This is a genomic window from Bradyrhizobium sp. CCGUVB1N3 (genome assembly GCF_024199925.1).
Lineage (GTDB): Bacteria > Pseudomonadota > Alphaproteobacteria > Rhizobiales > Xanthobacteraceae > Bradyrhizobium.
Genome location: NZ_JANADR010000001.1, coordinates 5,093,062 through 5,106,259 on the forward strand (window position 1 = coordinate 5,093,062; position 13,198 = coordinate 5,106,259).

Consider the following 13,198-nt stretch of genomic DNA (forward strand, 5'->3'; position numbering starts at 1 on the left):
GCGACTGAAGAGCCCAGCCGGGGGCGACCTACAAGGATGGATGGCAATGATTCTTGCGATTGACGCAGCTCGCCTGATCGAGCGTATCAAAGAACTTGGGGCAACCGGCCGCGACGAAACCGGACGCCTTTGCCGTGTCGCGGCTACCGACGCCGATCGCGAGGGGCGAGACCTTCTTTGTGGTTGGCTGAAGCAAGCGGACTTGCGCATCGAAATCGATCGCATCGGCAACATCTATGGCGTCTGGGAGCCGGAAGGCTCTTCAGGCGGGCCGGTAGTGATGGGATCCCATATAGACACCGTAATTGATGCCGGCATCTACGATGGCTGCTTTGGTGTTCTGGCCGGTTTGGCGGTAATCGAAGCAATGCAGCAAGCGAACCTGCGACCGGTTCGGCCTCTTGCCGTCGTCGCCTACACCAATGAAGAGGGTGTGCGCTACGCTCCTGACATGATGGGCAGTCTCGTCGCAGCGGGAGGATTGGCTACCGACGACGCTCTTGCAGTCGTCGGGACCGACGGAACGACGCTTGGGGCTGAGCTTGCTCGTATCGGCTATGCGGGGTCCCGAGAGCCGGGATTCCTGCGCCCCCACGCTTACGTCGAACTCCACATAGAACAAGGTCCTGTTTTGGAAGCCGAAGGCCTGCCTATCGGTGCGGTCGAAAACCTCCAGGGCATTTCGTGGCAAAGAGTAACAATAGGCGGCACAGCAAACCATGCAGGAACGACGCCGATGGTGATGCGTCGCGATGCCGGTGTCGCAGCGGGACGAGTTATCGCCTTCCTTGATGACCTCGCGCGAAGAACGCAGAACGCAGTGGCGACTGTCGGCACCATCCGGTTCGAACCGAATGCGATCAACGTGATTCCGTCAGCCGCGGTCTTCACTGTCGACTTGAGGAATCCGGACGAGGATCGGCTGAGATCTCAGGAGGCTGCTCTCCAGCGCTTCTTAGATGACCTTCGCGATGAAGGTTATGAGGTAACGACCGAGCGTTTGGCTCGCTTCGAACCCGTGACGTTCGCGCCCGAAATCGTGGCTGCCGTTGAGCAGTCCGCGGCCGAGCGGCAATTATCTTGCCGACGAATGACGTCAGGCGCGGGTCACGACGCGCAAATGATTGCACGCGTTGCGCCGGCGGCAATGATATTCGTGCCCTCGAGGGGTGGGATCAGTCACAACCCAGCAGAGTTCACCGCCGACAGTGAGCTGATCGCGGGCGCAAACGTCCTTCTCGATGTCGCGAGGAAGCTGAGCCAATGAATAAAAAGACTGATGCTTGGGCCACATTAACCGCGTCGGCTTTTCCGGAGGATGTAAATCCAGAGAGGATGGAGCCAAGACAAGCAAGCGCTTTGTCGGTTGCACGGCTCCAGACTGTCCAGGCGAGCGAGCCAAGGCGCGAATTCACAATTGAGAGCTCGACGCTGGCTTCACCGGATGGACGCAAACAGAGCTAGAAGGGTACCAATCCAGGCTGGCAGGTTCTCCCGAACGCGAAACTCTCATTTGCGAGGGTGAGCGAGAGGGAAATCTTCGATATCGGGGTGAAGATGTAGCGCAGTGATCGCGTTGAGGGCGATATCTATGATGGGCTTGGACAACGGACTGCCTTCCTAACCAACACCGAAGGCGCGACTGATCCAGTTCTCTATGAGGCTCTCGTGGGCATTCGCCCCGAGAACGTGACGGCACAAAAGCTGAGTAAGACTTGAGGGACGCTGCGGCAAGCTCCACGGCTTGTAGCTATCGCACGTCTTGATACGGAATCCTTACGTACGCGCACGCCGTTGCGATTGGCATAGCCTTTCCCGATGATCGCGGAGACAAGACCGTGCTGAACGACACCCGATCTGGACGCATTACAACGCCCGAATTCCTACAGGGACTGATCGACACGCTGACGCAGCGCGGCCGCGCGGTGCTGGGCATGAAACAGGAGCGCGGGCACGATGAGGATCGCGACCTCGAATTTTTGGGCGAGGCGCTGCTCTCCCGGCGCGGCGAAGCCTCGGGGGTGGCGATCGCACAATCGCTGCTGGCGGCCTTCGAGCGGGCCGACGAGCCGCAGCGGCTCAAATTCCTGGCCTCGCTCGCCGACCGGTTCGGACCTGACCGTCGCGCGATCGAACTTGCGATTGCCGACTATCAGCGCAAGGAAGGCGGCGACGGAACCAGACTGGAAGCGCTACATGCGGCGGCCGAGCCGCGCCGGCAGGAACTGGTCCGGCGCCTCAACCTGTCGCCGGGGGGAACGGCCTCGCTGGTGCGCATGCGCGCCGTGCTGCTCTCCCTATTGGCCAAACACCCCGAGTTGCAGCCGGTCGACGACGATTTCGTTCATCTGTTCTCATCGTGGTTCAACCGGGGATTTCTCGTGCTGCGGCCGATCGACTGGAATACGTCGGCGAGCATTTTGGAGAAGATCATCCGCTATGAGGCGGTCCATGCCATCCAGGACTGGGACGATCTGCGCAACCGCCTCGAGCCGCCGGACCGCCGCTGCTACGCCTTCTTCCACCCCCAGCTCGTCGACGAACCGCTGATCTTCGTCGAGGTGGCGCTGACCAGGGAGATTCCCGGCGCAATCCGACCGCTGCTCGACAAATCGCGTCAGGCGATCGAGGCGCATGAGGCAACGACGGCCGTGTTCTACTCGATCTCCAACACGCAGAAGGGACTCGGCGGCGTCTCGTTCGGAAACTTCCTGATCAAGCAAGTGGTGCAGGACCTCGCCCGCGAACTGCCGAACCTGAAAACCTTCGTCACGCTGTCACCGGTGCCAGGCTTTGCCGGCTGGGTGCGACGAGAACTCAAGAACGAGGCTTCCAGTGCCATCGATGACGATACCCGACGCGTGCTGGATGGACTCGAAGGTGGCGGCGATATCGCACCGGCAAAGGACGCCATCAGCGCGCTCGCCGCTTACTATTTCCTGAAGGCAAAACTTCCTTCCGGAAAGCCGGTCGATCCCGTCGCGCGCTTTCATCTCGGCAACGGCGCTCGCCTCGAGCGGCTGAATTTCTCGGGCGATCCTTCCGCCAAGGGCATCAAGCAATCCTACGGCATGATGGTCAATTACCTCTACGACCTCGACCACATCGAAGCCAACCACGAAGCGTTTGCCGAGCACGGAACCGTCGTCGCCTCTGACAAGGTGAAGAAAGCGCTGCGCGCAAAATTGTCGTCCCGCGACCTCGTTCCGGCCGCCCCAACCACCCCTCAACGGAAGAAGCCGTCATGACCTGGAATCTGTACGACCGCTTGCTCGCCTCCGCCGGGTCCGATCAATCGATCAGCATCGAACGGGAAAGCGGCGCCACGCTGACCTACGCCGACCTCTCCGCGATCAGCGGCAGGCTGGCAGGATTCCTTGCCAGCATCGGCGTTGGTCCCGATCATCGCGTTGCCGCCAAGGTCGAAAAATCCGTCGAGGCGATCGCGCTCTATCTGGCGACCCTTCGCGCCGGCGCAACGTATCTGCCGCTCAATACTGCCTATACGGCCGCAGAGACCGAATATTTCGTCCGCGATGCCCAACCGACCTTGATCGTGTGCGACCCGAGGGAAGCGGCCGATCTGCGCGCCATTGCCGCAAAGGCCGGCGGGCGCGTCGAGACACTCGATCAGTACGGCAAGGGCTCGCTCGTCGACGCGGCCGCGGGCCGTCCCACCAATTTCGACACCGTGCCGCGCAACAAGGATGATCTTGCCGCCATCCTCTACACGTCGGGCACCACGGGTCGTTCCAAGGGAGCGATGCTGACGCACGGCAATCTGGTCTCCAATGCCCTGACGCTGGTCGAGCAATGGCGCTACTCCCGCAACGATGTCCTCATCCATGCACTGCCGATCTATCACATCCACGGTCTGTTTGTGGCCTGCAATGTGACCCTCGCCGCGCGCTCACGAATCCTGTTCATGCCAAAATTCGATGCCGAACAAATTCTGGCCGCGATGGCGCGTTCGACCGTGCTGATGGGCGTGCCGACCTTCTATGTCCGCCTGCTGCAAAGCCCGAGTTTGAATGCGCGCACGACAGCCCACATGCGATTGTTCGTTGCCGGCTCGGCGCCGCTGCTGGCGGATACACATCGCGCCTGGAAGGAGAAGACCGGTCACGAGATCCTCGAACGCTACGGCATGACCGAGACCGGCATGATCGCCTCCAACCCCTATGAGGGCGCGCGCATCCCCGGCTCCGTCGGCCGCCCGCTGCCCGCCGTCGAGGTTCGCATCACCGATCCAGAAACCGGCAACAAACTATCCACCGATGAGGTGGGCATGATCGAAGTGAAGGGACCGAACGTGTTTTCCGGCTACTGGAACATGCCGGAGAAGACCGCGGCCGAATTCCGCGCCGACGGCTTCTTCATCACCGGCGATCTCGGCAAGCTCGATCGGAGCAGCTATCTCTACATCGTCGGCCGCGGCAAGGATTTGATCATCACCGGCGGCTTCAACGTGTACCCAAAGGAAATCGAAGCGGAGATCGACGCGATCCCGGGTGTTTCCGAAAGTGCCGTCGTCGGCGTTCCGCATGCCGATTTCGGTGAAGGCGTCACCGCTGCAGTGGTGCGAACGCCGGGCGCTACCGTCGATGAACGCGCCATTCTCGACGCGTTGTCCGGACGACTGGCAAAGTTCAAGCAGCCGAAGCGCGTCATCTTCGTCGACACTTTGCCGCGCAATGCTATGGGTAAGGTGCAGAAGAACCTGCTGCGTGAACGGTTTGGCAATCTTTATTCGATCAAGGTCGGGTGAACGCCGCGCTATACGGGCGAACGTGGGCCTCACACGATGGGCGCAAGGGCTGGATCGAAGGTCCCCTCATATTCGAAGCTCGCCGTACCCGTCATCAGCACGTGGTCGTCGCTCTCGCGCCATTCGATATTGAGCTTGCCGCCGGGCAGCGTGACCTCGACGCTGCGGTTAGCGCGCTTCAGCCGCGCCGCAGCAACCGCCGTCGCGCAGGCCCCCGAGCCGCAAGCCTTGGTCATGCCGACACCGCGTTCCCAGGTGCGGGTCGTGATGTGGTTGCGATCAACTATATGAGCGAGCGTGATGTTGGCGAGCTCGGGAAAAATCGGATGATTTTCGAGCAGCGGACCAAAACGTCCGAGATCATAGCCGTTGACGTTGTCGACCCAGAAGATCGCGTGCGGATTGCCCATGCTCACGACTGCGGGCGAATGGAGGATCGGATTATCGATCGGCCCAACTTGCAAGTCGATGTTGCGCGTGTCGCTAAACTCATGCGCAAGCGGAATATCCCGCCAACCGAACTTGGGAGCGCCCATGTCGACGGTATAGAGATCGGGCACCGGCCCCTGCCAGCAATAGAGCAGGCCGGCGCGCGTCTCCAACGTCGCCACGGTCTGCCCGGTCTTTTCGAAGATCCGGCGGACCACGCAGCGCATGCCGTTGCCGCAAGCGCCGGCTTCCGAACCGTCATTGTTGTAGATGCTGACGAAGGCTTCGGTACCCGCCGACCGTGGCCTGTGAAGTACCATCAGTTGATCGTAGGTAACGGCGCCCGCCATCACGAGCACATCGTTCGACGTAACGGGAGCATCGGAGTTACGCATGTCGACGACGACGATCTCGTTGCCGATGCCGTTCATCTTGGCAAATGCGCGATTGGCGAGCGGGCTCATGGCAGCACCCTTTTCTCACTGGCCACAAAGACCCCCCTAAAACGTTGACCGCGCTTTCACCGGCTGATCCTAGTTAGCAGGTTCTTCCGACGTAAAATGCTCATTTGCGCGGGTGAGCGAGAGGGAAATCTGCGATATCTAGGTGAAATTGTAGCGCAGTGATCACGTCAGGGGCGGTATCTATGATGGACCTGGTCAGCAGAAGATGACGCCATGTTGCTCCGCAATACCCTTAGTGACTATCGTTCAGCACTCGACCCTTCCGATGCCGACGCTCTCGGCATCGAGGCTGCTCAAGCCGTAGAGCGCTTTCTCCAACATCGAGAGGGGGCGATCCCGACCCCCCTGGTTTCACTTCCCGCCCTTGCGCGTCGTCTGGGTATCCAATCCATTTACCTCAAGGACGAGGGACACCGCCTTGGTCTCGGCAGCTTCAAAGCGCTCGGAGGAGCTTATGCCGTCATCCAGCTTGTTCTCGAGTTGGCGTCGAAACAACTCGGCCGTCCGGTCGACGTTTCCGAGTGGCGCTCACCTGAGGTGGCCGCAGTCGCCGCGGGACTAACGGTGACCTGTGCTACCGACGGCAACCACGGCCGGTCGGTGGCACAAGGCGCCCAACTGGTTGGCGCAAACTGCGTCATCTTTGTCCATGCGGGCGTTAGTGACGAGCGATGCCGAGCGATCGCCCGCTATGGTGCTCGCATCGAGCATGTTGAAGGCAACTACGATGATTCCGTTGCGACGGCATCGAGTGTCGCCAGCGAGCGGGGCTGGATCGTGGTCTCCGACACATCGTGGCCTGGTTACGAACGCATCCCACACCTTGTCATGCAGGGCTATACCGCGCTACTGCGTGAGGCGCTTGCCGCACTACCAAAACCTCCGACCCATGTGTTTGTCCAGGCAGGCGTCGGCGGCATCGCCGCAGCAGTTGCGGCCCATTTTGCGCTTGTGTTCGGAAATGACAGACCCTTCCTGACCGTGGTGGACCCGGCCCGAGCCGCCTGCCTTCTCGAGAGCGCCAAGGCTGGCCATATTGTGAAGGTGCCGCACGACAGACCGACGGTTATGGCAATGCTCGAATGCTACGAGCCATCACTTGTTGCCTGGCGCATTCTCTCCCGCGTTGCAGATGCCTTCATGACCGTCGAGGACGACGCGGCGATCGCGACGATGAAGGATCTCGCGTATCCCGTCGATGGCGATCCGGCGATCGTCGCCGGCGAAAGCGGTGGTGTCGGTCTCGCTGGATTGGCAAGGGTGGCGCGTGATCCGGCGCTGCGCGCGGAGATCGGGCTCGGCCCAGATTCATCCGTCTTCCTGATCAATACCGAGGGGGCGACTGATCCGGTGCTCTATCGGAAGCTTGTGGGCATTCGTCCCGAGGACGTGACGGCAAGAGTGCTCAGCAAGCATTGAACTGCAAAGAGCTCAATTCACTGGGGAGCATATCGCGAAGGAAACGGAGGCACCCTCGGTACGTGCAACAGCCACGACGTCAGACGTCGCTTCGGGCGTCGAGGAGTTCGGCCGCCTGCATGCCTGCAAACGAAAGTCCTGGACCACACCGTAAGGCCGGTCCCCGCGGCCTGTATCGACGGCGGCGCGTCGCAACGTCCCAGCTCGCTGATCCGTCCTAAAGCGGCAGCATCCGGTTCAACAGCTCGAGCAGCGTGCGCTGCTCGGCCTCGGTGAGCGGCGCCAGCATCTTCCGATTATAGGAGTCCGTCAGCCGCGCCCCCTCTTCAATGAGCTTTGTGCCCTTCGGCGTCAGCATGAGCTCGATCGCGCGGCGATCAGACTTCGAGCGATTGCGCCTGATGAAGCCGGACGATTCCAGCTCGTTCAAGATCTTGATCAGGTTCGGCAGGCGCAGCCGCAGCAGGCTCGCGAGGTTGCTCGGCGGCACGCCGGGATTGTCGCGGATGATGGCGAAGATCGCGTAGGTCGCGGGTGTCAGACCGAGTGCGGCGAATTCCTCGTAGAAGCCTTCGAAGAACTTCAGCTGCGCGAGGCGCAGCATGAAGCCAGGCGTTCGTTGCAGCGCGCGCAGGTCCAGCGAGCTTTCCGGCGGTGATGCGGACTTCGTTCCGGTTCTTACGCGTCTTGGGCTCATCATCTTCATCCGCAGGGCGGCCGAAATCGGCCGAATTGACACTCTCAAAAATAGCTATAAAATATAACTATTATTCAGCGGCACCAAGACCGCCCATGGGAGGGACACAATGAACAGCAAATTCCTGCATAAATTATGCATTCTGGCCGCGACGCTGGCTGCAGCGCCGGCATTCGCCCAGGACGTGGTGAAGATCGGCATCCTCAACGACCAGTCCGGCCCGTTCGCGAGCTATCAGGGCATCGGTTCAGTGGTCGCCGCCAAGATGGCGGTCGAGGATTACGGCGGGAAGGCCGCCGGCAAGCCGGTCGAGGTCGTCGCGGCCGACCACCAGAACAAGACCGACATCGGGATTGGCATCGCCCGGCGCTGGTACGAGAACGAGAGCGTCGATGCGATCTTCGACATTCCGAACTCGTCGATCGCGCTCGCAGTGGCCGGCATGAGCGCCGAGAAGAACAAGGTCTTCGTCGGATCTGGCGCCGGCACGGTGCTCCTGACCGGCGAGAAGTGCACGCCGAACACCGTGCACTGGACCTACGACACCTATGCCTATGGTCGCGGTCTCGGCAAGGCGATCGTCCAGCAGGGCGGCAAGAAGTGGTTCTTCATCACCGCCGACTACGCCTTCGGTCATGACCTGGAGAAGCAGGCTGCGGAGGCCGTGAAAGCCTCGGGCGGCGAGGTGCTCGGCAGCGTGCGGCATCCGCTGGGAACGGCCGACTACGCCTCCTTCCTGCTCCAGGCCCAGGCGTCCGGCGCGAACGTCGTCGGCTTCGCCAACGCCGGTGACGATACCATCACGTCGATGAAGCAGGCCGCTGAGTTCGGGCTGACCAAGGATCACAAGCTGGTCGGATTGATCCTCGGCATGAACGGCCTGCCCGCGCTCGGGCTAAAGTTTGCGCAAGGCGCGCAGATCATGAATCCGTTCTACTGGGATCTGAACGACGGCACGCGCGCGTTCGCAAAGCGCTTCGCCGAGCGGATTCCGTCGAAAGCCTATCCGAACGACATGCAGGCCGGTGTCTATGCCTCGGTCATTCACTACCTCAAGGCGGTCGACAAGGCCGGCGGCGCCAAGGACGGCAAGGCCGTCGTCACCGCGATGAAGGAGATGCCGACCGACGATGTGCTGTTCGGCAAGGGCTATATCCGCAAGGACGGCCGCAAAATCCATCCGCTGTACCTGCTGCAGGTCAAGGTGCCCGAGGAATCGACGTCGGCATGGGATCTCTTGAAGGTCGTCGCCACGATCAAAGGCGAGGATGCGTTCCGCCCCGAGAGCGAAGGCCAGTGCCCGCTCAGCAAGCAATAGCGGATCGGAGCTGACCATGAGCGGCATTGCATCCAGTCCGGTCGATCCGTTTGCACCTGACTTCCTGATAGAGCCCTATCTCGCCTATGAGAAGTTGCGCGCGCTCGGGCCTGCGTTCGAATTGGAGCGCTACGGCGTGTGGGCGATGGCCGGCTATGCCGAGGTCGAGCCGGCCCTGAAAGACTGGAAGACGTTCATCAGCGGCGAGGGTGTCGGGCTCCACGGGATGAACCCGACGCTGCCAAAACCGCTGACCCTTCAGATCGATCCTCCCGACCACGATAAGGGCCGCCGGGTGCTCGGCCGCACGCTGTCTCCGGGCGTCGCAAGGAAGCTGCGCGAGACGTTCCAGCGCGAGGCGGAGAAGAAGGTCGCGGAGCTGATCGACAAAAGCATGTTCGATGCCGTGACCGATCTTGCCGAAGCCTTTCCGATGAAGGTGTTTCCCGATGCGATCGGCATCCGGCCAGACGGCCGCGAAAAGCTCTTGGCCTGGAGCACGTTCGTGTTCAACAGCTTCGGGCCGGAGAACGAGATAGCGGCGGCATCACGGCAGGAAGGTCTCGCCGCGCAGAGCTGGATCATGGAATGTTGCGCGCGGGATGCGCTACGGCCGGACAGCCTCGGCATGATGATCTACCAGGCGGCCGACGAGGGCGAGATCACCGAGCACGAGGCGACGCACCTGGTGCGGCCGTTCCTCACGGCGGGAATCGACACCACCGTCAACGGCATCGGCAACACCCTGCTCGCGCTCGCCACCCATCCGGGCGAATACCGCAAGCTGCATCACAAGCCGGAGCTGGCGCGCAACGCTTTCGAGGAAGGCCTGCGTTACGATTCGCCGGTGCAGACGTTCTTCCGCACCACCTCGCGCGAGGTCGAGATCGGCGGCGGCGTGATTCCGGCGCATCGCAAGGTGCTGCTCTTCATGGCCTCCGCCAACCGCGATCCTGCGCGATGGGACAGGCCCGATCAGTTCGACGTCGAGCGGGTTGCGACCGGACATGTCGGCTTCGGCGCCGGCATTCACGCCTGCGTCGGCCAGATGATCGCGCGCCTGGAGGGCGAATTGATCTTCGGCGAGCTTGCAAGGCGCGTGAAGACCATCGAGCTCACGGCAGAGCCGAAGCGCAGGCTCAACAATTCCCTGCGCGGGCTGGAGAGCATGCCGGTTCGCGTGACGGCGGCATGAGCTGTATCACGCGCGCGGTCGGCCCGCTTTAAGGTCAAGTTGTCGCGACGACCTCTGGCCAATTGCGAGACCTCTGGATCAAGGAAAAAGTGCCGGGCTGTTGCAACCTGAGCTGCAACAGCCCGGCAAGTCTTGGGAGGAGCAACACCGGACATCGGCGACTATTTCGGGCGTCGTGTGAACGAGCTATGATCACGGTTGAGGCTAGGAAAACGGCAAACCCTTTAAGCCACTAGTCCACTGTGAAGTAGGCTCAGTGCCCCTTCCAATTCGGCTTGCGTTTCTCCGCAAAAGCCTGCGGTCCCTCCACCGCATCCGCAGAAGCGAGCATCACCTTCATAGCCGGGTATTCCCACTCCTCTGAAATTCCCTCGGAAATGGAGCGTGACAGCCCTCGGAGAACCGCTTCCTTAGTGGCCCGGACCGACATGGGACTGCAGGCAAGGATCTCGTCGGCCCAGCGTCTGGCGGCATCCAGAACGTTCCCGCTGACTACCTCGTTGACGAGACCTAACGATAACGCTTCCTCCGCACTGACCCGACGTCCCGTCAGCATCATGCCCATCGCTCGCTTGAGGCCGATCTCCCGAGGGAGTCGCTGAATTCCCCCAGCGAGCGCCGCCAGGCCGACGCGCGGCTCCGGCAGCGCGAACATCGCGTTCGTCGAGGCAACCACGATATCGCATGCCAGTGCGATCTCAAATCCGCCGCCCATCGCGACTCCATTGACCGCCGCGATCACCGGTTTTGCCAGATCAAAGCGCTTTGTCAGACCAGCGAAGCCCTTGGCTGGGGTCGTCAGCCCTCCGCCAGCCGCCTGCTGCTTGAGATCGTGACCTGCACAGAACGCTTTCGGTCCGGCCCCCGTGATGATCGCCACCCACTGCTCGTCGTCGGAAGCAAATTTGTCGAAGACGTCCTCAAGCTCGGCGTGGCAATCAGCATTCAAGGCGTTACGTGCCTCAGGCCGATCAATCGTAACGATTGTGCATCTGCCCTCACGGGCGACCTTGACATGTTCGTACGTCATTGCGGCTTTAGCCTTTCGAAGTGGAATATGCCGATGGCACAGCTGTTGTCTGAGACGATCAGTTTGCAAACAATCGAGGTTCGGCAAATCGATTATCAGTGCAGAGTTTCTTGGCTTCTCGCGATCAAAACCCGCCGACAGTGGCGAATTCCGACAAGTCGGCGCGATCCGCGCGCAGACTGTTGATAGGATGTGCTGGATCTTTGTAACCCAGAGCCATGCCACAAAAGAGCATGAGATGGGGAGGCAAGCCGATGAACTCCGCAACGGTCTCGTGCCAGAGCGCCCAAGCTTCCTGCGGGCAAGTGCTCAACCCCTTCTCCAGCGCGAGCAGCATAACGGATTGCATGTACATGCCGAGATCTGCCCATTGCCCAGGTTCCATTTGGCGATCGATGGCGAAAAACAGGCCGACTGGCGCACCGAAGAAGCTGAAGTTCTTAGCAAGCTGATTGAGACGCGCAGCTTTGTCTTCGCGCGGAATCCCGATCGTGCGATAGAGATCCTCGCCGTTCTTGAAGCGTCGGCTTCTATACGGCTCCTTCAGTTCTGGTGGATAGATATTGTATTCCGGCTTCTCGCCCTTCGGATTGATCTTGATTCGCTCGGCCATTAGCGCCTTGAATCGAGCGAGTTCTTGACCTCCTAGAGCCCAGACATGCCAAGGCTGTAGATTGCCGCCGGAAGGTGAACGGCTGGCCGCAAGCAGGATGTCTTCGACGACCTCGCCGGGGACGGGAACGTCCAAGAATGCCCGCACGGAGGTGCGCGAGTTCAACGCGTCAGAAACTCTCATGAAACTTTCTCCAAAGACTTATCGAGAAAACTCGTCATCCGATCCGGACGACCATCTTTCCTAGAGCCGAGCGCGTCGTCATCGCTTTGAACGCTTCGTGGAATTCCTCAAACGCAAAGACCCGTCCCACCACAGGAGCAAGCGTCTTCTCGCTCAACCAAGTGAACAGCTGGGCGATGACGAGGTCTCTCACATCCGGCTCGCGACGACCAATCTGTGCCAGGTCGACACCCAGCAGCGCGCCCCCCTTCAGAAGGGGCAGATTGAACCGCAGCGCCGGAATCGTCCCTGAAGCAAAGCCGATCACCAGGTGCCGTCCGTTCCAGGCGATCGAACGGAAGGCCTGCAGGCTCAGATCTCCGCCAATGGGATCATAGATCACGTCCGCCCCGTGACCGCCGGTGAGTTCCTTAAGTTCGTCGCGCCACCCTTCACGCGTATAGTCCAGGCCCGCATCTGCACCATGACTGATCGCAAATTGTCGTTTCTCCTCAGTCGAAGCTGCCGCAATGACGCGGGCTCCCAGCAACTTTCCAACCTGGACAGCGGCTATTCCGACCCCACCCGCGGCTCCCAAAACCAGAAGTGTCTCGCCTCTTTGTAGCTTTCCCCGAGCGCTGAGCGCGTACAGTGCTGTCAGGTAGTTAGCGAAGAACGAGGCGCCGACCTCCGGCTCTATGCCCTTCGGCGTGAAAAAAAGGTCTTCGGCTGGCACGCAAATATACTCGGCAAGGCCGCCATTTCTGACCATCCCGATGACCGGTTTACCGGGTGCGAAGCCCTTAGCATCTTCCGCCGCCTCGTCGACGACGCCCGCAAACTCCGACCCCGGCGTAAATGGCAGAGGATCCTTGGTCTGATACAGCCCCTGCACCTTCAAGCCGTCCACGAAACCGACGGCGGCTGCTTGAATTCGAACGCGGACCATTCCCGGCGACAATTCAGGTTTGGCCACTTCCTTGATGGCGATATTTTCGATGCGATCGTAGTTTTCGACCAGGACTGCTTTCATGACATCCTCTTGAGCGAGCGCCGATCCGGATCGGCCGTCGAGCTCGCGCGATTAGGTTCAGAGATCTCCA

General features: G+C 60.9%; 11 protein-coding genes. 6 read left to right on the plus strand and 5 right to left on the minus strand.

Features of this window, described 5'->3' with window-relative positions:
• Window positions 1–46 precede the first annotated feature (46 nt).
• The 3 genes from NLM33_RS24350 (at window position 47) to NLM33_RS24360 (ending at window position 4,768) form a co-directional block, all read left to right on the plus strand.
• Window positions 47–1,267 (plus strand): Zn-dependent hydrolase, encoded by a 1,221-nt coding sequence (locus tag NLM33_RS24350; RefSeq protein WP_371929984.1) that lies wholly within the window; start codon window positions 47–49, stop codon window positions 1,265–1,267.
• 571 nt (window positions 1,268–1,838) lie between these two features.
• Window positions 1,839–3,248, plus strand: a complete 1,410-nt coding sequence (locus tag NLM33_RS24355) for a malonyl-CoA decarboxylase (RefSeq protein ID WP_254099500.1) — start codon at window positions 1,839–1,841, stop codon at window positions 3,246–3,248.
• On the plus strand, window positions 3,245–4,768 hold the full coding sequence (locus NLM33_RS24360) for a malonyl-CoA synthase (protein WP_254099502.1): 1,524 nt from the start codon (window positions 3,245–3,247) through the stop codon (window positions 4,766–4,768). The genes NLM33_RS24355 and NLM33_RS24360 overlap by 4 nt, the downstream gene beginning before the upstream one ends.
• Window positions 4,769–4,797: 29 nt before the next feature.
• On the opposite strand, the gene dapF is transcribed toward NLM33_RS24360, so the two are convergent.
• Window positions 4,798–5,661: a diaminopimelate epimerase gene (gene dapF, locus NLM33_RS24365; RefSeq protein WP_254099506.1), complete on the minus strand. Its 864-nt coding sequence runs from the start codon at window positions 5,659–5,661 to the stop codon at window positions 4,798–4,800.
• Between the two features lie 213 nt (window positions 5,662–5,874).
• Between dapF and NLM33_RS24370 the strand changes: the two genes are divergently transcribed.
• Window positions 5,875–7,080, plus strand: a complete 1,206-nt coding sequence (locus NLM33_RS24370) for a diaminopropionate ammonia-lyase (RefSeq protein WP_254099508.1) — start codon at window positions 5,875–5,877, stop codon at window positions 7,078–7,080.
• A 217-nt stretch (window positions 7,081–7,297) separates the two neighbouring features.
• Here NLM33_RS24370 and NLM33_RS24375 read toward each other — a convergent pair whose 3' ends face one another.
• The gene (locus tag NLM33_RS24375; protein WP_254099510.1) at window positions 7,298–7,777 is read right to left on the minus strand and encodes a MarR family winged helix-turn-helix transcriptional regulator; all 480 of its coding nucleotides are present in this window, start codon (window positions 7,775–7,777) and stop codon (window positions 7,298–7,300) included.
• A gap of 109 nt (window positions 7,778–7,886) precedes the next feature.
• On the opposite strand from NLM33_RS24375, the gene NLM33_RS24380 reads away from it, so the two are divergent.
• Window positions 7,887–9,095 carry an ABC transporter substrate-binding protein gene (locus tag NLM33_RS24380; RefSeq protein ID WP_254099512.1) on the plus strand — a complete coding sequence of 403 codons (1,209 nt, stop codon included), beginning with the start codon at window positions 7,887–7,889 and terminating at the stop codon, window positions 9,093–9,095.
• A 16-nt stretch (window positions 9,096–9,111) separates the two neighbouring features.
• Window positions 9,112–10,290, plus strand: coding sequence for a cytochrome P450 (locus NLM33_RS24385; protein WP_254099519.1), 1,179 nt, complete (start codon window positions 9,112–9,114; stop codon window positions 10,288–10,290).
• Window positions 10,291–10,543: 253 nt separating this feature from the next.
• Here the strand turns inward: NLM33_RS24385 and NLM33_RS24390 are convergent, their stop codons facing one another.
• The 3 genes from NLM33_RS24390 to NLM33_RS24400 all read right to left on the minus strand — a co-directional run bounded on the left by NLM33_RS24390 (window position 10,544) and on the right by NLM33_RS24400 (window position 13,128).
• On the minus strand, window positions 10,544–11,320 hold the full coding sequence (locus NLM33_RS24390) for an enoyl-CoA hydratase-related protein (RefSeq protein WP_254099521.1): 777 nt from the start codon (window positions 11,318–11,320) through the stop codon (window positions 10,544–10,546).
• Between the two features lie 124 nt (window positions 11,321–11,444).
• Window positions 11,445–12,116, minus strand: a complete 672-nt coding sequence (locus tag NLM33_RS24395) for a nitroreductase (RefSeq protein WP_254099523.1) — start codon at window positions 12,114–12,116, stop codon at window positions 11,445–11,447.
• A 34-nt stretch (window positions 12,117–12,150) separates the two neighbouring features.
• The gene (locus NLM33_RS24400; RefSeq protein WP_254099525.1) at window positions 12,151–13,128 is read right to left on the minus strand and encodes an NADPH:quinone oxidoreductase family protein; all 978 of its coding nucleotides are present in this window, start codon (window positions 13,126–13,128) and stop codon (window positions 12,151–12,153) included.
• Between the last annotated feature and the right edge of the window lie 70 nt (window positions 13,129–13,198).